Below are 19124 nucleotides of genomic sequence, written 5' to 3'. Positions count from 1 at the left end.
ATTTACACGGGAATAATAGGGAAGTAGTATCATAGACAAATCAATAAAGTACTCATTTTAGAGTCATTCTTGAACGAAAATTCAGGAATGGCTCTTTTTGTTTTTGTGACATGCGAAAGACCTCTGCAGGAACTCATCCCAAAAAGATATTACGGAGGTAGCACATGGATTTTGATGAAGAAGAATATGAGGACCTTGAAAGAAAACAGGAAGTTCGCAATAAGGCAAGGATGTTTCGCAGAAAGCTCATCAGATATAAGGAAGCTGAGTACATCTACAGCATTCAGCACAAAAAGCTATTAGAGCTTGCTGATAAGGCTGGAGCCCTCTATAGGATTGATGGATATGTGCTCATAAACATAGAGATATTTGAAGCATATCTGGAAAGATTCCATCAGCCACCCAAGATGACCAAGACAGGGGGAAGGAAAAAATGAGCGGATGTATTTGGAAGTTCTCACAGTACCTGGATGATGAAGATCTGATGTTTGCACATAAGGTCATGGTCACATATAAGCTTGCAGGCGAATATTACGGAATTGGTGAGAAACCAATGATCAGGATGGCATGGGCATCCGGGGCAGTCTATAAGATCGGGAAAAGAGTCCTGATAAGACGGGATATTTTTGAAGAATATCTCAGAGCCCATCAGAAGCAGGTAGATAAGCTCATCGAAGGCGATGAGGAGAAACTATTAAAAATCTTTGAAGCAAAAGCAAAGGAGGAACATGAAAATGAGTAAAGTTATTGCAATCGCAAACCAGAAAGGCGGAGTCGGCAAGACTACATCAGCAGTGAATTTAGGAGCAGGACTGGCTGCTCAGGGAAAGAAGGTACTTTTACTGGATACGGACCCACAGGGCAGTCTTTCAATATGCATGGGCTATACAGAGCCTGATAAGCTGGAAGTCACGATTGTAGACGTGATTGAGAAACTTGTTAATGAGGAAGATATTCCAGAGGGGTATGCCATTTTGAAGCATTCAGAGAATATCGACCTGCTTCCGTCAAATATCGGCCTTTCTGCAGCGGAGGTTTCTCTTGTAAATGTCATGAGCAGGGAGCTTGTTCTGAAGGATTATGTGGACCAGATCAAGGAGCAATATGATTTCGTGATTATCGATTGCATGCCATCACTCGGAATCATGACAGTAAATGCACTTGCCTGTGCAGACACAGTACTTATCCCGGTACAGAGTGCTTTTCTTCCTGTCAAAGGTCTTCAGGCACTTATCAAAACTATCTATACAGTAAAACGCAGGCTTAATTCAAAGCTTGAAATTGAGGGGATTCTTCTGACGATGGTAGATAGCCGAACTAATTATGCAAAAGACATTGTGGCTGAGGTAAATGAGGTATATGGAAAGAGCCTTCCAGTATTTCCAATAGAGATACCTCTTTCTATAAGAGCTGCAGAAACAAGTGCCATCAGCAAGAGTATTTTCGAATATGACCATAAAGGCAAGGTTGCAGCAGCGTACGCAGCACTTACAGATGTAGTAATCAGGAATTCATAAGGAGGACGGACAGATGGCAGTAAAGAGAGAAAAGATAAAGTTTGAATCAGTGGAGCAGCTGCTTGGCGCTCCAATAACCAGTGAGACAACTGTTGAGCTTGAGATAAACCACATAAGGCCATTTAAAAGCCATCCTTTCAAAGTCATTGATGATAGCCGTATGGAAGATCTCGTTAAAAGTATTTCTCTGAATGGCGTTCTGACACCGGTAATAGTAAGAGAGATAGAGGAACCTGGGCAGTACGAGATGATATCCGGTCACAGAAGAATGCACGCTGCTAAGCTGGCGGGGCTGAGAACAATCCCTGCAGTAATAAAGAAGTTCACTGATGAAGAAGCTACCATAGCTATGGTCGACGCTAATGTTCAGCGAGAAGAGATACTTCCCAGTGAAAGAGCCTTCTCACTAAAAATGAAGATGGAAGCGCTTAATAGCAGGCAAGGTAAAAGAACAGATTTAACTTGTGGCAATGATTGCCACAAGTTGGAAGAGGCAGGAACAAAATCCAGAGCTATAGTTGGGAAAGATGCCGGTATGAGTGAAAGGTCAGTTCAGAACTACATAAAGCTGACAGAACTGGTGCCAGAAGTTATGGATCTTGTGGACCAGAAGAAAATCGGTGTAACAATGGGCGTTGATGTTGCAGGTTTCGATAAAGAACTGCAGGGCTGGATTTACGAATATTTCAGAGATAACAATTTCCTTAAGCCTGTGCAGATACAGGCGCTGAAGGATACACCCAATCTGGAGAATATTGCTCAAAGGACTGTGATACAGATCATGAACGATGCTCTTCCGGATAGTAACAGCAAAGCCAATGGCAAAGTTACTCTTTCAGAAAAGAAACTAAATAAATACTTTCCACCGCATTTCAGTAGCAAACAAAGGGAAATGGTTATTGTGGGCTTGCTTGAAAAGTGGCATGAAGAACAAAAATAACACAGTTGGGAGGAACATTCCGTGGGAAATAAATTAGATCTAAATTACTTTTATGGTGCTGAGGCTGATCAGTTCAATTTCATAAAGATACCTAAGCCCCTCTTATTTGATCCTATGTATAAGAACGTGAAGCTGGAGGAGGCTCTTGCTTATTCCATGCTTCTGGACAGGATGAATCTGTCTATCAAGAATAACTGGTTTGATGAACTTGGCAGAGCTTACGTATACTGCTCTATTGAGACTATCATGGAGTTTGCAAACTGCGGTAGAAATAAAGCAGGGGAGATTCTTAAGAATCTTGATGCCATTGGCCTTATTGAAAAGGTTCTGATTCCCGGCAGAGGTCTTAAGATCTACGTGAAAAACTTTATTCCTAAGAGTACACCGAAATTTGAAAATCAAACTTTAGGAAAAACTGAGGAACTGCTTTCGGGCATGGAAGGGAACGACAGGGAGCTTGTTGATAACTATGAAGCAGCCCAAAATTCAAATGACCGTGTTTATTTTTCAAATACCCCTGTTTATGAATCAAATGACACCCATCCTGAAAACAAATCTGGGGTCGTTTATTTTTCAAACACTAATAAGAACAATATAAACAATAACATTCTTAGTAATACCAAATCTAATCAGACCATATCAGTAACCGGATCCAAAAAGCTGATGGGATTTGATGCGGATGAGATGGGATATGCAGAAATTATCAGAGAGAATATAGATCTCGATGCTCTTTTTGAACGCTATCCCTATGACAGAGATTTTGTTCAGGGATTATATGACCTGATCCTTGAAACAGTGCTTTGCAAAAGTGAAACTATCGTGGTTGCGAGCAATGAGTATTCGACCAACTTCGTAAGGGGAAAGCTCTTGAAGCTTAATCACATGCATATTGAATACATCATGGATTCCTGGAAGCAGATTACAGAAAAACCAAGAAATATCAAAAAGTACATGCTTGCTGCTTTGTTCAACGCACCAAGTACCATGGATGCCTCAGACCAGGCTGAGTTTTGCAGTCATAACAACGCTCAATATGGCTGAATTGATTGACAAGTACGCATTGCGTTGTTATACTTTAATTGAACTAAAGAACGCAATGCGTACTCAAGTGCGGAGGTGGGCTATGAAAGACTACAAGATTGATATCGAAGGACTTGACCTGATGATTGAATATGATGAGAAAGACGCTAAGAAGGATCAGACATACAGAATCCAGGCATATGAGGTAAAAGCAGTCCGGGAACAGACCGGTATGAACCGCAAGGATTTCGCAGCTTGGCTAGGAATCCCTTACAGGACCATCTCAGACTGGGAGCATGGCGAGAGAAAGATGCCTGATTATGTTTTAAGACTCATAGCTTATAAGGTAAGGATGGAGTTTGTAGAAAAGAGGTGACTTGAATGTTTTTACTGAAATTGATTTACAAACCTTTTGTTTTTATGTTCTATCTGCTGTTTAACTTCACATATGCAATGATAAAACTCCTGGCTAAGCTTGGAGTATTCTTCTGGGTTCTGTTTATCTGGCTGATCATGGCAATACTGATCTATACAGCAACACATCAGCAATGGCAGGAGTTTGTGATAGCTTTCTGCATAGGATTCGCTTCTTATCTGGGAGCGAGTGCTGTAATGGGGCTGGGATTTATAGCTGACTGGTTAAATGAGAAACTGCTCCAACTCTTAATGGCTTGAATATGCCCACGGAATTGCCTTATGGTGGCTTAAAATGCTACTGTAAGGCTTCTTTTATTTTATGTATAATTATTTTGAAGAAGTACAAGATGAAGACGATAACATCATATTCCGGGATGATAACTATAATATGCGTATATCTCTGGAGGTTACTATGATTACTAAAAAAGAAATCAATAAGTACACCAAACAAAAGCAACTATTGTGGGTATAGTTATGATTGTTTCTCAATTCTTTGTCGAATTTATTCTGTACAGCTTTCTGGGTTGGGTGTGGGAATCCATATACTGCACTGTAAAAGAAAAGAAATGGGCCGACAGAGGCTTTCTTTTCGGACCCATCTGTCCCATATATGGCTCATGTGTAGTGGGCGCATCATTAGTTTTTGTACTTTTTCCAAGGCTTTCGGAACCTGATTTTCCTGTATGGATATTGTTTATCCTATGTTATATAGGAAGCGCCATAGCAGAATTTGGTACCTCATGGGTTCTGGAAAAAAGATTCCATGCCAGATGGTGGGATTACAGTAAAATGCCGCTCAATATACAGGGGCGGATATGCGTCCCTGTAAGCTGCGCATTTGGGATAGCCGGTGTTCTTATCATAAAGTATCTGCTTCCGCTGATAGCCTTTGCAAGAGGGCTTATCCCACCACTAATTTATGAGCTTCTTGCCCTATGCTTCGCAATCCTGTTCGGTGCAGATTTCGCTATGACAGAAGTCAGCCTTTCACAACTGCTTGAGGAAGTTGAAAAAATCCACGCCGAATTTAACGAAAAAGCCCAGGCAAGATACGATAAAGTCGCAGAGATTCCAGAAAATATCAAAAACAGAATTGAGAGGAGCAGAGCTTTTATAGAAAGAAGTAATGTCAATCAAAAGAGGATTGTAGATAATATTAAAAGTTTTACACCATTGCTTAATAGTAGCAGCGAGCATAATCGTGGAAGGGAGCTTGTTCTTGACAGTCTTAAGACTGCCCTCCGTGACCATCGCGATCATAGTAGAAAATGAAAAATGAGCTTAAAGTAAAGAAGAGGTTTTAGCGTGATAGATCAGAAACAAGCCAGAGAAATATTAAAACAAAAGCTGGCAGATAATCTTGTTATTGTAAACTCATTTAAGGATCCGGAGTATTGGTGTTTCGGACTTGGTCTTGTCAGAGAAGACGGGGATATCATGCCGCTTATGGGAGACAGCACAATAAGGATCAGTAAAGAAACCGGAGAGATGGAGTAGGACTATGAACGATATACTTTGTGAACAGCTATCCCGTGATTACTGTTGCTCTCGGGAAGATGTAATTGATGATAAAAACCACTTTACTAAGTATAGCCCTGTAGATGGCAGGCGCAGATACCAGGAAAAAGAAGAATGCTACCTTAAGCTTGTATGTGTTAACGGAAAGCTCCTGTTTACCGGCAGAGAAGATATTATTGCCTGGTGTCAGGAAAACTTTGAAAGTTATGGTTCTGAGTGGTTTATGGAAGCAAAAAACCTTCGAAAGCTGAACGACAGACTGCATCAGGATGGATACCAGATAGGCATGTCCCATCCGTTTTATATATCCGAGGAAAAATCTGATGTAGACACTTCCGGATATGATATTAAGTGGTATCGGGGCAAGGAAATCGAGCAGTTTAGGGGAGATAACAGGTTCTGCGAAGCTTATACCTTCTGCAAAACTGCACCTGACATGGTAGGTGTCGCAGCCATAAAGGATGGTGAAATCCTTGGTATGGCAGGGGCAAGCATGGACAGTCCTATGATGTGGCAGATAGGAATAAATGTGGAGCCAAACGGAAGACAGAAGGGCATAGGAAAGATGCTTGTTGCGCTTCTTAAAAATGAGATCCTTGATAAGGGAAGGCTTCCATATTACGGTACTTCCATGGGACATATCGCTTCCCAAAAGGTTGCTATCGGTTCAGGGTTTGTACCGGCCTGGGCAGAACTTGTAACAGATAGGCTCGAATGATTTTCACATATACTGTCATTTTGGAGAGGACATGCGATGCAATCAGAGTCCACAAACAAATCTCAAAAGAATAATAAGCGGAGAATCCTGATTGTATGTTTTGTTGCTTTTTTCCTGCTTGGTATTTACTTTTTAATTGGAAAACCTATGATTGCTTTTGTTGGTGATGCAGATGGATTTCAAGAATATGTTAAAAGCAGAGGCATCTTTGGACTATTAGTGTTTGGATTTTTTGTTTTTTTACAGACACTCTCAAACTGCATACCAGGACTTCCGTTTTATCTTGCTGCTGGCGCTGCATTTGGAGGCATTAAGGGAGCAATCATTTGTGATATATTTGCAACTATGGCAAACACAACTGCATTCCTCTTGGGAAAGAAATTTGGAAGAGATTTTTTGCTTCTGCTTTTTCCCAAAAGTAAATTGGAACAGGTTGAAAATCTTGTTCTAAATAAAAATCCGGTATTAGTACATGTTCTGTTCATGCTTTTACCATTACCAAAAGATACGTATGCATGGCTTGGCTTTTATTCAAAAGAAAATGTGGTCCAATGGATCCTGATCACTTTTGTTGCAAGGTTTCCGCATATCTTTATCTATACATTCGGAGCTGAAAAGATGCTAGAGAACCAATACAGCTATATTGCTGCGGGCGCGATCATTGCAGTAGTCGTTTACCTGGCTGTTGCTATGCTTATTAAGAAAAAAACTGTTAATAGTGGTGAATAAATGGCACTATATGCACTTGGAGATCTCCATCTGTCTTTTCAGGCAGACAAACCAATGGATGTATTCGGAAAAGCATGGAGAAATCACGAAAAAAGAATGTGAAAAGCAGCTTTGTAAATTATTTAGTTAAACGCGTATTTCTCAGATTAAAAGCACACTATTCTATAGGTGTTGCGTTTAGTCTGAGAATTCTTTTTTTCTATATATCAAGACGTATTTCGAATATGGGTCTCTTGTGTTCATATGATGATCAACACATTATATGAAAGACAGGTGAAAAAATGTCTCATATGACATTAGATGATCGTGTTTATATTCAGGAAGGTCTTGATAATAATCTTAATCCTAATCTGATATCTAGAAAGATAGGAAAATCCCATTCAACTGTAATCAGAGAAATTGAAAAGCATCGTGTATTTAAAGGAAAACGTTATGAAGGTGCAAAAGTTTATTGAACTTACTCATGAGAAATACTATGCTGAGCTTTCAGAGTACTTTGGGGATACAATCATTGCTTTTTTTACAGACGAACCCAATATCCTTGGACGAAATGCCGTGTCAGTATAGTATGAAGGGTGACGTGATGATATGAATCAGGATTTGTTTCCGGATGGGGCAAGCTTTTCAGATTTTGTCTCTTGAATAAAACTTTTGGATGTTTCGTTAAGTAATTTTCATTCCAATCTTAAGGTTTCTGAGCATACCCTTGCCATATATTCAGGAGATTCTTTCATACCGTTTTTTATCCATGTCAGCGACACTTCCCATAAGCCGGCAGCAATACCTCTGGCAATATATTCATGATGGGAAGCGTATTCGCTGTCTGAGGCAATACATAAGGCATTATAGAACATATCCGTAAAAGAGATATTTGAATTACGGATAAGTACACACATGTCTTTATCGGAGTGCAGCCTTGAAAACACCTTTAAAAACCACTCATACGTGTTACTTTTCTGCAACAGTCCTGTCAAAGAAGCGCTGAGCTCGTCAGTTATGTTTTTTGTAATGTCTTGAATGATAGCCTCTTTTGAAGGATAATTTCTGTAGACAGAAGCTCTTGAAGCTCCTGATTTTTTTATTATCATGGTCATATTTATATCTTTGTACGGATGCTCTTTCATCAATCCGATCAGCGCATCACAGATGCATTCTTTAGTAATTCTATTGGACTCCTTATTTGACATTCTTCGTATATTTCTTTTTTCAAGCTCTGTGGACATTTTGGCCTCCATTTGTATTGTCACGACATTTTGTAAAATTGTGTATCAAATACGCACAACATATTGTTTGACATTTGTATAGATGATATAAATGTATTATCAGACAGATGTTTTGTCAATATTCATAAAAATACTGGGAGACGATATGAACACATTTACAAATATTTCACATGCAGCGCAAAGACAAGCTTTTAGTATCCTGATAGACAAATTCCTTGGCCATCTTGATAAGACTGATGACCGCACCAAAACATACTTAAAGCTCGTTGATGAAGCAGAACGCTTTTGGGGAAAGAAGGCTGCTGATCCTGAAAAACTGGAAGCTGTTAGACGTGCATTTAAGGATCCGGATAACCGCTGGGTAAACTTTATAAACAGAGTAGTGGATGAAACTGATCCGCATATAGCCAAAATGACCATGCTCAATCTGGGGTACGAGGCTTTCTTCAGGGGAACAAAGACTATACGGAAGAACAGGGAAAAATACGGCTGTAACATACCATGGCTTATACTTTTTGATCCTACTTCTGCCTGCAATATGCACTGTAAAGGATGCTGGTCAGGCACTTATGGACCAAAGAACAATTTGTCTTTTGCCGATATGGATAAGATAGTAACTCAGGGAAAAGAGCTGGGCGTGTATCTCTATATGATGACAGGTGGAGAGCCCCTTGTCAGGAAGGCAGATATACTTAAGCTTGCAGAAAAGCATAATGATGTGCAGTTCGGAATATATAGTAATTCAACTCTTGTGGATGATGATTTTTGTAAAGAGGTTGTACGGCTGGGAAATATTACATTCATGCTTTCCATAGAGGGGACACCTGAAACTAATGATGCAAGAAGAGGAATCGGTCATTATGATGCAGTGATGAATGCAATGTCTCTTTTCAAAAAATACGGGATTCTCTTTGGTACATCTATTTGCTATACAAGAAATAATATTGAAGCCGTGACAAATCCTGAATTTATAAAGTATATTGCAGAAAAAGGCGCGAGATTTGGCTTTTTCTTCCACTATATGCCGGTTGGAAATAATGCGGTACCGGAGCTGATGCCTACCGTAGAGCAGAGAAAGCTGATGATAGAACGTATCAGATGGATTCGCTCAAACGAATGTGATACAGGCTTCTTTCCGATGGATTTTCAGAATGACGGAGAAGCTGTAGGTGGATGTATTGCAGGTGGAAGGAATTATTTCCATATTAACTCAAGCGGAGATGCAGAACCTTGCGTTTTCATCCATTTTTCAAACACTAATATACATGACAATTCTATTTTGGAAATGCTAAAGAGTCCGCTTTTCATGGAATATCATAAGGGACAGCCCTTTAATAAAAATCACTTAAGACCGTGTCCGATGCTCGAAAATCCAAAACTTCTAAGGGAGATGGTGGAAAGATCAAAAGCACATGGCACAAATGAAGAATCGGAGGAGAGTGTAGAGCATTTATGTGCAAAGTGTGATGACTATGCTCTCAAGTGGGCCCCTGCTGCCGATGAGATTTGGAAATCGCAGCCACATCAAAAAAAGAAGTATGAAAATTATGCACCGGCTAATAGGATAGAAAATGATAATATTATGAGATTTGAAGAGAAGAAAACAGGCCTTGCCAAAGATTTCAAAAAACATGCATGATTAAAGATAAGCGTTTTTCCAAAATACGGCTTAATACTCTGGATTTGTCAGAAGCTATTATTCACCTGAATCAGTGAAGTTAAGGGCATAAAAAATAAGCCAGAGTGCTGAAAAACTCTGGCTTTGTGTGCATTTAGTTCGATAATTTATTTATTAAAAAGTGTGCGTTTACCCTGAAAATTTACCGTACAAAGCAGCTTAATGCTTTGTAAATATAAACAAAGAATTAATAAAAGATATCTTGAATTCAGAATTGAATGTGATACAATCATATTGTATTAAATTGTTTAAATTGATAAAGATGGAAATATAGCTGAAAGGTTTATACCTTCAGAGAAGCCGGATACCTTAGTGTGAAGCATTGAAAAACAATTGAACAAATAAACAGCAGGAGGTTTAAGATGAAGTCAGGAAATGTAATATTGGCAGTAGTAGCAATACTCTTTGGTGGATGTCTTTTCATCCACAGACGTGTGATCAAGTCCCTGATCACAGGGGAGGAGATGCCTAAAGCACCAGCATGGCATACATGGGTTCCTGAAGATAAAAGGCGCTCATAACTTTCTTAGAAAATCAACTTGCCTAACTGGTTCTTATAGTTGGATATACCATAAACTCTCGACATCTGGTCGGGAGTTTTTTAGGATGAAAGCAGTCATTGAATGGCTGCTTTTATTATGTCTGAAACTCGGAACATGATGTCTGAACATCGGACGATTTTGAAGCTGTTTCTACTATATTATATAAGAGTCTTAAGACTAACAACATATTGCTTTTGGTTTTCATCGTTTCAAAGGAGGGAAAGATGGCGGCTGAAAATGATTTTCTACTTATTTATGCGGAATCTGACAACGGCAAGAGGATCGATATCATATTTGAACACTATGATAACTTTCTTGAGCTGGCGGATATGTTTGAAGGAAGGCTCTTTGATGATATTAAGGAAGAGAAGGCTTTTAACCGGAGAGAGGCAAGAGGAGATCTTGGTATCAGGGTCCAGACCTCAGGGAAGAGTGATCCGACCTGCATGGAGGCGACAGGAAATCTGACCCTGATACAGGATATACAGGATGGGAACATTGATGATGCCATGAAGGGGGCGGATGAGGATATGAAGCACGACATCCAGATCCAGGCTCTTCAGGATATGAGGACAGATTATAAGGACCTCAATGATGCGATGGTCATCCTTCCAAGAAAGCAGAGAAATGAAGTCAAAGACCTTCTTACAGGAGAAAGAGATCTCCAGCAGATTGCGGATGACAGCAAGAACTATTACGACTCTGCCAAGTCAAGGGTTTACCGCAACCGCAGCAAGGTAAAGAAAAAGGCAATAGAATTCATAGAAGATACAAGAAGAAAACAGATGAGAAGATGGAAGGAGTTGTGCAATGCCAAAGATGAGGAAGCAATTGGAGGAAAAAGAACTGAGGGAACTGGTGATGTCGGGTCAGAAAAAATACGTAACCTACAAGGAGGCGATGCTTCTGTATTCTCTGGGGAGACACTCTATAGAAGAGCTGGCTAAAGATGCAAAAGCAAGGTATTACGTGAAGGGACGTGTTCTGATCGATACGATTAAGGTAAATGATCACATAGAAAATAATTGTGAGTATGATGAGTAATCCATAGGGATCCATACAGATACACACAAGTCCAAATAGCAGCATTTATGCGGTTTTTGGGATTTTTAAGAGGATAAATATGGATTGAAACTGAGGAATATGACGGATTATAATGAACTTATGAACCGGCTATTCCTCTTTTTATTAGATAAATGGAGGAATCAAATGCCAAGAAAAGATAATAGAGGATATGTTCTGCATAGCGGTGAGTATCAGAGAGCAGACGGCAGATACTGCTTTGCCTACACAGACCGCACAGGTAAAAGACATCAGATCTATTCAAAGACACTGGTTGGAATGAGGGAGCGCAAGAAAAAACTCCTGCGCGACTATGAGGATGGACTCGACCCTCATAAGGCAGGCACGATCGAAGTGAGCCATATGGTTGACAGTTACCTTGCTACCAAGTATGACCTTAAGGTATCTACAAGAGGAGCTTACAGGAACAGTGCCAAGTACATTGATGAGGGGATTGGAAAATGTAAGATTGTCGATATCAAGTACTCAGATATCAAGAGGTTCTACTATGGCCTGATGATTGACAAGGGACTAAAGGCAACCACAGTTGATCACGTGAACACGGTGCTCCATCCTGCTTTCCAGATGGCAGTAAGGGACGGGCTTATCAGAACCAATCCTACAGAAGGGGTAATGAACGAGATAAAGCACAGCAGGTACTGGATCAAGGAAAAGAGATTTGCCCTTTCTATTCCGGAGCAGAAGCAGTTTATGGATTTCCTTCGCTCCAGCAGCAAATATCACGGATGGCTTCCGATTTTCACAATCCTTCTGGGAACCGGGATGAGAATAGGAGAATGCCTCGGTCTTACCTGGGATGACCTTGATTTCGAGAAGCGTATCATCAGTGTCAACCATTCACTTAGCGACAGACCTGATGAGGAGGGCGACTGCAGAAAGCGTATTGAGACTACAACCAAGACTGCCGCCGGAATGAGGACAATTCCCATGGTACAGGAAGTGTTTGATGCTTTTCTTATGGAATATGAGTTCCAGAAGATCATCGGTTTCTGCGAGGAAGAAGTGGATGGCTATTCTGGATTTGTCTTTTCCACGGGTAGCAGAACCGTACAGATGGCAGGAGCAGTCAACCGCGCACTCCACAGCATCATAGATGATGCCAACAAGCTGGAGGAAAGACTAGCAAAGCAGGAGAAGAGAGAACCTATTATGATACCGCAGATATCAGCCCACAATCTCAGACATACATTCTGCACGAGGCTGTGCGAGAATGAGTCCAACTTGAAAGTCATCCAGTCGATCATGGGCCATCATGACATCTCAACGACCATGGACATCTATGCAGAATGTACCGGAGAAAAGAAGCAGGAAGTGATGGCAAATCTTGAAGGCAAGATCATCATCTGAATGACACAGGTATGTCTTTGGACATGGAAGGCGTCATTTGGATTAAAAATTTACGGAAAGGTAATGACAAATGGATCGGGAAGTATTATACTGAACTTAGTACAAAGTTCAGAGATGTAAACGAACTGAAATGTGCATCAGCAGATATTGAAAGATATCGATTATGATTCATCGGGTTCTCCATCATGGAGATTATCCATAGGTGTCCAAAGAGGGCACGTCCTGCACCAAAAAGGACAGCAGATAAGGTACACTCTACGACGCGCTATGGATAAAAGTCAGTCCCGAGACCTTTCTAAAACGAACGTGTATGACATGCTAAGACACGGTATGGAAGAATCAGTAAGGATTTTCCCGACACTTAAGTCCACCAAGCTGTAATACCAGTAAACAAGCGGATTACAAGGGATCACATATTTTTACTGCAACAATACTACAACAGAATGAGCCTATTTACACGGGAATAATAGGGAAGTAGTATCATAGACAAATCAATAAAGTACTCATTTTAGAGTCATTCTTGAACGAAAATTCAGGAATGGCTCTTTTTGTTTTTGTGACATGCGAAAGACCTCTGCAGGAACTCATCCAAAAAAGAGATTACGGAGGTAGCACATGGATTTTGACGAAGAAGAGTATCAGGACCTTGAAAGAAAACAGGAAGTTCGCAATAAGGCAAGGATGTTTCGCAGAAAGCTCATCAGATATAAGGAAGCTGAGTACATCTACAGCATTCAGCACAAAAAGCTATTAGAGCTTGCTGATAAGGCTGGAGCCCTCTATAGGATTGATGGTTATGTGCTCATAAATATAGAGATATTTGAAGCATATCTGGAAAGATTTCATCAGCCACCCAAGATGACCAAGACAGGGGGAAGGAAAAAATGAGCGGATGTATTTGGAAGTTCTCACAGTACCTGGATGATGAGGATCTGATGTTTGCCCATAAGGTCATGGTCACATATAAGCTTGCAGGCGAATATTACGGAATTGGAGAGAAACCGATGATAAGGATGGCATGGGCATCCGGGGCAGTCTATAAGATCGGGAAAAGAGTCCTGATAAGACGGGATATTTTTGAAGAGTATCTTAGAGCGCATCAGAAGCAGGTAGATAAGCTCATCGAAGGTGATGAGGAAAAATTATTAAAAATCTTTGAAGCAAAGGCAAAGGAGGAAGATGAAAATGAGTAAAGTTATCGCAATTGCAAATCAGAAAGGTGGGGTGGGTAAGACCACAACAGCAGTGAATTTAGGAGCAGGACTTGCTGCTCAGGGGAAAAAGGTACTTTTACTTGATACGGATCCACAGGGCAGTCTTTCAATCTGCATGGGCTATACAGAGCCCGACAAGCTGGATGTAACTATTGCAACAGTGATTGAGAAGCTTGTTAATGAGGAAGATATTCCGGAGGAATATGCTATTTTGAAGCATTCAGAGAATATTGACCTGCTTCCGTCAAATATAGGGCTGTCTGCAGCCGAGGTTTCACTTGTAAACGTTATGAGCAGAGAACTTGTCTTGAAGGATTATGTTGATCAGATCAAGGAGCAGTACGACTTTGTTGTGATTGACTGCATGCCATCTCTTGGAATTATGACAGTAAATGCTCTGGCTTGTGCAGACACAGTGCTCATCCCGGTACAGAGTGCATTCCTTCCGGTTAAAGGCCTTCAGGCACTCATCAAGACTATTTATACAGTAAAGCGCAGGCTTAACTCTAAGTTGGAGATTGAAGGAATCTTGCTGACTATGGTTGATAACCGTACAAATTATGCAAAAGAAATTGTGGCTGAAGTTAATGAGGTATATGGAAAGAGCCTTCCTGTATTTCCTATAGAGATACCTCTTTCAATCAGAGCATCAGAGACCAGCGCAATCAGTAAGAGCATATTTGAGTATGACCCCAAGGGCAAAGTTGCAGCAGCTTACACAGCTCTTACAGATGTAGTGATCAGGAATTCATAAGGAGGGCGGACAGATGGCAGTAAAGAGAGAAAAGATAAAGTTTGAATCAGTGGAGGAGCTCTTAGGAGCACCAATACCAAGTGAAACAACTGTAGAACTGGAAATAAACCATATCAGGCCATTTAAAGGTCATCCCTTTAAAGTTGTAGATGACAGCCGTATGGAAAATCTGGTGAAGAGCATTTCCTTAAATGGTGTTCTGACACCGGTGATTGTAAGAGAAGTAGCTGATCCTGGTATGTATGAAATGATTTCAGGTCACAGGAGGATGCATGCTGCTAAGCTGGCGGGGTTACGAACAATCCCTGCAGTAATAAAAAAGTTCAATGATGAAGAAGCTACAATAGCCATGGTTGATGCGAATGTTCAACGAGAAGAGATACTTCCCAGTGAAAGAGCTTATTCCTTAAAGATGAAGATGGAAGCACTTAACAGCAGACAAGGTAAAAGAACAGATTTAACTTGTGGCAATGATTGCCACAAGTTGGAAGAGGCAGGAACTAAGTCAAGGGTCATAGTTGGTAAAGAAGCAGGGATGAGCGAAAGGTCGGTTCAGAATTATATAAAGCTGACAGAGCTGGTGCCGGAAGTCATGGACCTTGTTGATCAGAAGAAAATCGGTGTAACAATGGGCGTTGATGTTGCAAGCTTCGACAAAGAATTGCAGGGTTGGATTTATGAATATTACAGAGATAACAATTTCCTCAAGCCAGTACAGATACAGGCATTGAAGGAAACACCCAATCTGGAGAATATCGCACAGAGAACTGTGATACAGATTATGAACGATGCTCTTCCGGATAGTAACAGCAAAGCTAATGGTAAGGTAACACTTTCAGAAAAGAAACTTGATAAATACTTTCCACCACATTTCAGCAGCAAACAAAGGGAAATGGTAATCGTGGGCTTGCTTGAAAAGTGGCATGAGGAACAAAAATAAAACAGTTGGGAGGAACATTCCGTGGGAAATAAATTAGATCTAAATTACTTCTATGGGGCTGAGGCTGATCAGTTCAACTTTATAAAGATACCAAAGCCACTCTTATTTGATCCTATGTATAAGAACGTGAAGCTGGAGGAGGCTCTTACTTATTCCATGCTCCTTGACAGGATGAATCTGTCTATCAAAAATAACTGGTTCGACGAACTTGGAAGGGCCTATGTATACTGCTCTATCGAGACCATCATGGAGTTTGCAAACTGTGGCAGAAATAAAGCAGGCGAGATTCTTAAGAATCTTGATGCCATTGGCCTTATTGAAAAAGTCCTGATTCCTGGGAGAGGTCTTAAGATTTACGTAAAAAATTTCATTCCTAAGAGTGCACCAAAATTTGAAAACCAAATTTTAAGAAAAGCAGAGGAACTGCTTTCGGGTATGGAAGGGAACGGCAGGGAGCTTGTGGATAACTCTGAGGTAGCCCATAATTCAAACAGTGGTGTTTGTTTTTTAAATGCCCCTGTTTATGAATCAAACAACACCCAACCTGAAAGTAAATCTGAGGTCGTTTATTTTTTAAACACAAATAAGAACAATATAAATAATAACAGTCTTAGTAATAACAAATCTAATCAGACCATATCAATTACCGGCACTACCAAATTGATGGGATACGATAATGATGAGAGAGCCTATGCAGATATTATCCGTGAGAACATCAGTCTTGATATCCTTATGGACCGTTATCCCTGTGACAGAGATTTTCTGCAGGGAGTTTATGATCTGATCCTTGAGACTGTACTCACCACCAGTGATTACATTCTTGTTGCCAGCAGCCAGTACTCTGCCAATTTTGTAAAGAGCAAGCTCCTAAAACTCAATTCAATGCACATTGAGTACGTGATGGACTGTTGGAATAAAAACAAAGAAAAGCCAAGAAATGTGAAGAAGTATCTCCTTGCAGCCCTGTTCAATGCTCCAAGTACCATGGGAGCCTTTTACCAGGCTGAAGTAAATCATGATATGGCCTATGGGGCGTGCGAGGCATGATATAATTTAAAGAGTGAAATTGAACGAAGGAGCATATGCTGATATGGATCTCTTTGAATATATGGCTGAGGGCAGAAAAGAAAAAGAAGCGCCTTTAGCTGCAAGAATGCGTCCACAGACACTTGATGAAGTTGTGGGACAGGAAGATATAATAGGTGAAGACAAGCTGCTTTATCGTGCTATCAAGGCAGACAGACTTAGTTCGATAATCCTGTATGGACCTCCCGGGGTAGGAAAGACAACCCTTGCAAAAGTGATTGCCAATACTACCTCGGCAGACTTCCATCAGGTCAATGCTACGATAGCCGGTAAAAAAGATATGGAGTCTGTAGTTGAAACAGCCAAGAACAATCTTGGTGGATACGGAAGAAAGACAATACTTTTCATAGATGAGATACACAGATTTAACAAGGCTCAGCAGGATTACCTGCTTCCATACGTTGAAGATGGCACACTAATACTGATAGGCGCTACTACTGAGAATCCATACTTTGAAGTGAACGGGGCGCTTATATCAAGGTCAAGGATATTTGAGCTAAAGCCTCTGTCTAAAGAAAACATCCTGACTCTCATAAAAAGAGCTTTTGAATCTGACAGGGGTGTAAAGCAGTACAACGCTGAGATAACAGATGAGGCGGCAGACTTCCTTGCGGATATAGCTGATGGTGATGCGAGGGCTGCACTTAATGCAATAGAACTGGCAGTGCTCACCACAAAACCCTCGGCAGATGCAAAGATCCACGTAGACCTTGCAGTAGCTGAGGAGTGCATCCAAAAGAAAGCTATTCGCTACGACAAGACCGGAGATAATCATTACGACACCATAGCAGCATTTATAGAGTCCATGTGTGGATCAGATCCTGATGCAGCGCTTTATTATCTCGGTCGTATGCTTGCTGCAGGTGAAGATGTTAAGTACATTGCAAGGAGAATGCTGGTTGCAGCATCTGAGGAAGTTGGAAATGCTGATCCCATGGCTATATGTGTTGCAGCATCCGCAGCAATAGCAGTTGAACGTGTCGGAATGCCTGAAGGAAGAATCATCCTTGCCCAGGCAGCAACCTATATTGCCTCAGCTCCTAAGTCTAATGCGGCTTATCTCGGAATAGAGAAGGTGTTGCAGACAGTGAGAGAAACCGGAAATCTTCCAATACCTCCATATCTTCAGGATTCCTCATATAAAGGGGCCGCAAAGCTTGGAAGGGGTGTTGGATATAAATATGCTCACAATTATCCCAATCATTGGGTAAAGCAGCAGTATCTTCCAGATGCGATAAAAGACATGACCTTCTATGAGCCGAATGATATCGGTCATGAAAAAGATATAAAAGAGTATTTCAGAAACATAGGAAAAGATCCGCTGAGATATGAATATAAGGATCCTTCTGAAGAGGGTAATCCTGAGAGACCGTGGGAATAATACCAAAAGGATTTCGCATGAAGGATGGATGGGCATAATGAAAGCATCTACCCTTATTACCATGAGCTTTAATCAAAGTGGCGTTTGTAGGAAGAAAAAAAGATGGGAAGGCTTTAGATATATGTGGATCGTATTTGCGTTGTTATCGGCAATATTTGCAGCATTGACATCAATACTGGCAAAGATAGGAATTGAAGGGGTTGATTCTAATCTAGCTACGGCTATCCGAACCGTGGTAGTGGTCGGAATGGCTTGGATTATGGTTTTTATAACTCATGCACAGAACGGTTTATCAACTATCGGTAAAAGAAGCTGGATATTTCTTATTCTTTCAGGTTTAGCAACGGGTGCTTCGTGGTTATGTTATTACAAAGCATTGCAGATGGGAGAAGCTTCCAAAGTAGTGCCTATAGACAAGCTCAGTGTGGTGATTACGCTAGTGCTTGCATTCGTGTTCCTGCATGAACAGTTTACAGCAAAATCAATCTTAGGATGTATCTTGATTGGAGTCGGAACATTGCTGATGGTAGTATAATATTTCAGGATAATCCAAAAAACTACAAATCGGTTTTTCTGGTTAAACAGGAGGTGCCTCATGAAATTAAATCGCATTCATCATATTGCGGTGATTTGTTCCGACAAAGACACTGCTCTGAACTTTTACCATAATAAGCTTGGCTTTCGAATTCTGCGAGAGAACTATAGACCTGAACGGGATGATTGGAAGATTGACCTTAAGCTCGATGACAGCGAAATTGAACTTTTTATTATGAAGGATCATCCACTCCATCCTTCTCCCGAAGCTTACGGATTGCGTCATCTTGCTTTCCGTGTAGATAGTGTAGATGAGACCGTCGCAGAATTGGAGTCTATGGGTATCACTTGTGAACCGATACGACGGGATGCTTTCACGGGTGAAAAAATGACGTTTTTCCGTGACCCGGACGGGCTTCCTTTGGAAATACATGAGTAAACTACTTGTGACAAATGAGATTGGTCTGGCTGAAGTGTTAGCAA

At 40.8% G+C, this 19124-nt stretch carries 27 protein-coding genes and 1 pseudogene; 27 read left to right on the top strand and 1 reads right to left on the bottom strand.

The genetic code is table 11. From position 1 onward, the window contains the following. Nucleotides 1-164: 164 nt before the first annotated feature. The 14 genes and pseudogenes from BO18_RS06325 (at nucleotide 165) to BO18_RS35980 (ending at nucleotide 7426) form a co-directional block, all read left to right on the top strand. Nucleotides 165-437 carry a DUF6462 family protein gene (locus BO18_RS06325; protein WP_034444601.1) on the top strand — a complete coding sequence of 91 codons (273 nt, stop codon included), beginning with the start codon at nucleotides 165-167 and terminating at the stop codon, nucleotides 435-437. After that, complete coding sequence (locus BO18_RS06320; protein WP_034444599.1) at nucleotides 434-742, top strand: excisionase; 309 nt, start codon at nucleotides 434-436, stop codon at nucleotides 740-742. Before BO18_RS06325 ends, BO18_RS06320 begins: the two co-directional genes overlap by 4 nt. Beyond that, nucleotides 735-1517, top strand: coding sequence for a ParA family protein (locus BO18_RS06315; RefSeq protein WP_034444596.1), 783 nt, complete (start codon nucleotides 735-737; stop codon nucleotides 1515-1517). The genes BO18_RS06320 and BO18_RS06315 overlap by 8 nt, the downstream gene beginning before the upstream one ends. Before the next feature lie 13 nt (nucleotides 1518-1530). Next, nucleotides 1531-2457, top strand: a complete 927-nt coding sequence (locus tag BO18_RS06310; protein WP_034444595.1) for a ParB/RepB/Spo0J family partition protein — start codon at nucleotides 1531-1533, stop codon at nucleotides 2455-2457. Nucleotides 2458-2478: 21 nt separating this feature from the next. Next, nucleotides 2479-3498, top strand: coding sequence for a DUF6017 domain-containing protein (locus tag BO18_RS06305; RefSeq protein WP_034444593.1), 1020 nt, complete (start codon nucleotides 2479-2481; stop codon nucleotides 3496-3498). 82 nt (nucleotides 3499-3580) lie between these two features. After that, nucleotides 3581-3853: a helix-turn-helix domain-containing protein gene (locus BO18_RS06300; RefSeq protein ID WP_081860937.1), complete on the top strand. Its 273-nt coding sequence runs from the start codon at nucleotides 3581-3583 to the stop codon at nucleotides 3851-3853. A 5-nt stretch (nucleotides 3854-3858) separates the two neighbouring features. Beyond that, complete coding sequence (locus tag BO18_RS06295) at nucleotides 3859-4152, top strand: hypothetical protein (protein ID WP_034444591.1); 294 nt, start codon at nucleotides 3859-3861, stop codon at nucleotides 4150-4152. Nucleotides 4153-4356: 204 nt separating this feature from the next. After that, nucleotides 4357-5166, top strand: a complete 810-nt coding sequence (locus BO18_RS06290; RefSeq protein WP_242856521.1) for a putative ABC transporter permease — start codon at nucleotides 4357-4359, stop codon at nucleotides 5164-5166. 33 nt (nucleotides 5167-5199) lie between these two features. Continuing rightward, a complete protein-coding gene (locus BO18_RS06285) occupies nucleotides 5200-5391 on the top strand; it encodes a hypothetical protein (RefSeq protein WP_022770076.1) in 192 nt (63 codons plus the stop codon). Nucleotides 5392-5395: 4 nt separating this feature from the next. After that, nucleotides 5396-6130: a GNAT family N-acetyltransferase gene (locus BO18_RS06280; RefSeq protein ID WP_022770074.1), complete on the top strand. Its 735-nt coding sequence runs from the start codon at nucleotides 5396-5398 to the stop codon at nucleotides 6128-6130. Between the two features lie 36 nt (nucleotides 6131-6166). Beyond that, complete coding sequence (locus BO18_RS06275; RefSeq protein WP_022770073.1) at nucleotides 6167-6859, top strand: TVP38/TMEM64 family protein; 693 nt, start codon at nucleotides 6167-6169, stop codon at nucleotides 6857-6859. Further along, nucleotides 6860-6958, top strand: a pseudogene (locus tag BO18_RS36475) (metallophosphoesterase); the annotation flags it as partial. It lies immediately after the preceding gene. Nucleotides 6959-7140: 182 nt separating this feature from the next. Further along, nucleotides 7141-7314, top strand: coding sequence for a helix-turn-helix domain-containing protein (locus BO18_RS36600; RefSeq protein WP_081647180.1), 174 nt, complete (start codon nucleotides 7141-7143; stop codon nucleotides 7312-7314). Continuing rightward, nucleotides 7292-7426 carry a hypothetical protein gene (locus BO18_RS35980; RefSeq protein WP_022770070.1) on the top strand — a complete coding sequence of 45 codons (135 nt, stop codon included), beginning with the start codon at nucleotides 7292-7294 and terminating at the stop codon, nucleotides 7424-7426. The genes BO18_RS36600 and BO18_RS35980 overlap by 23 nt, the downstream gene beginning before the upstream one ends. Nucleotides 7427-7533: 107 nt before the next feature. Here BO18_RS35980 and BO18_RS06270 read toward each other — a convergent pair whose 3' ends face one another. After that, on the bottom strand, nucleotides 7534-8082 hold the full coding sequence (locus tag BO18_RS06270; protein ID WP_022770068.1) for a TetR/AcrR family transcriptional regulator: 549 nt from the start codon (nucleotides 8080-8082) through the stop codon (nucleotides 7534-7536). Nucleotides 8083-8227: 145 nt separating this feature from the next. Between BO18_RS06270 and BO18_RS06265 the strand changes: the two genes are divergently transcribed. The 13 genes from BO18_RS06265 (at nucleotide 8228) to gloA2 (ending at nucleotide 19080) form a co-directional block, all read left to right on the top strand. Then, nucleotides 8228-9721, top strand: a complete 1494-nt coding sequence (locus tag BO18_RS06265; protein ID WP_022770067.1) for a radical SAM protein — start codon at nucleotides 8228-8230, stop codon at nucleotides 9719-9721. A 401-nt stretch (nucleotides 9722-10122) separates the two neighbouring features. Next, a complete protein-coding gene (locus tag BO18_RS34795) occupies nucleotides 10123-10281 on the top strand; it encodes a hypothetical protein (protein WP_022770065.1) in 159 nt (52 codons plus the stop codon). 245 nt (nucleotides 10282-10526) lie between these two features. After that, nucleotides 10527-11249: a hypothetical protein gene (locus BO18_RS34790; RefSeq protein WP_022770064.1), complete on the top strand. Its 723-nt coding sequence runs from the start codon at nucleotides 10527-10529 to the stop codon at nucleotides 11247-11249. Then, entirely contained in the window at nucleotides 11164-11346 is a 183-nt protein-coding gene (locus BO18_RS36470; RefSeq protein WP_334290988.1) for a DUF6462 family protein, read from the top strand. Before BO18_RS34790 ends, BO18_RS36470 begins: the two co-directional genes overlap by 86 nt. A gap of 165 nt (nucleotides 11347-11511) precedes the next feature. Further along, nucleotides 11512-12732, top strand: coding sequence for a site-specific integrase (locus tag BO18_RS06255; RefSeq protein WP_022770063.1), 1221 nt, complete (start codon nucleotides 11512-11514; stop codon nucleotides 12730-12732). Nucleotides 12733-13347: 615 nt separating this feature from the next. Then, entirely contained in the window at nucleotides 13348-13620 is a 273-nt protein-coding gene (locus tag BO18_RS06250) for a DUF6462 family protein (RefSeq protein WP_034444585.1), read from the top strand. Further along, nucleotides 13617-13925 carry an excisionase gene (locus tag BO18_RS06245; RefSeq protein WP_026518386.1) on the top strand — a complete coding sequence of 103 codons (309 nt, stop codon included), beginning with the start codon at nucleotides 13617-13619 and terminating at the stop codon, nucleotides 13923-13925. Before BO18_RS06250 ends, BO18_RS06245 begins: the two co-directional genes overlap by 4 nt. After that, nucleotides 13918-14700, top strand: coding sequence for a ParA family protein (locus tag BO18_RS06240; RefSeq protein ID WP_034444583.1), 783 nt, complete (start codon nucleotides 13918-13920; stop codon nucleotides 14698-14700). Before BO18_RS06245 ends, BO18_RS06240 begins: the two co-directional genes overlap by 8 nt. 13 nt (nucleotides 14701-14713) lie before the next feature. Then, nucleotides 14714-15640 carry a ParB/RepB/Spo0J family partition protein gene (locus BO18_RS06235; protein WP_034444580.1) on the top strand — a complete coding sequence of 309 codons (927 nt, stop codon included), beginning with the start codon at nucleotides 14714-14716 and terminating at the stop codon, nucleotides 15638-15640. A 21-nt stretch (nucleotides 15641-15661) separates the two neighbouring features. Further along, nucleotides 15662-16687 carry a DUF6017 domain-containing protein gene (locus tag BO18_RS06230; RefSeq protein ID WP_034444577.1) on the top strand — a complete coding sequence of 342 codons (1026 nt, stop codon included), beginning with the start codon at nucleotides 15662-15664 and terminating at the stop codon, nucleotides 16685-16687. A gap of 43 nt (nucleotides 16688-16730) precedes the next feature. Continuing rightward, a complete protein-coding gene (locus tag BO18_RS06225; protein WP_034444575.1) occupies nucleotides 16731-18107 on the top strand; it encodes a replication-associated recombination protein A in 1377 nt (458 codons plus the stop codon). Between the two features lie 121 nt (nucleotides 18108-18228). Continuing rightward, nucleotides 18229-18642, top strand: coding sequence for an EamA family transporter (locus BO18_RS06220; protein ID WP_034447099.1), 414 nt, complete (start codon nucleotides 18229-18231; stop codon nucleotides 18640-18642). A 60-nt stretch (nucleotides 18643-18702) separates the two neighbouring features. Further along, nucleotides 18703-19080: an SMU1112c/YaeR family gloxylase I-like metalloprotein gene (gene gloA2, locus BO18_RS06215; RefSeq protein WP_034444574.1), complete on the top strand. Its 378-nt coding sequence runs from the start codon at nucleotides 18703-18705 to the stop codon at nucleotides 19078-19080. Nucleotides 19081-19124 lie beyond the last annotated feature (44 nt).

The sequence above is a fragment of the Butyrivibrio sp. AE2032 genome (assembly GCF_000702965.1).
This window is presented reverse-complemented; position numbering and strand designations above follow the sequence as displayed.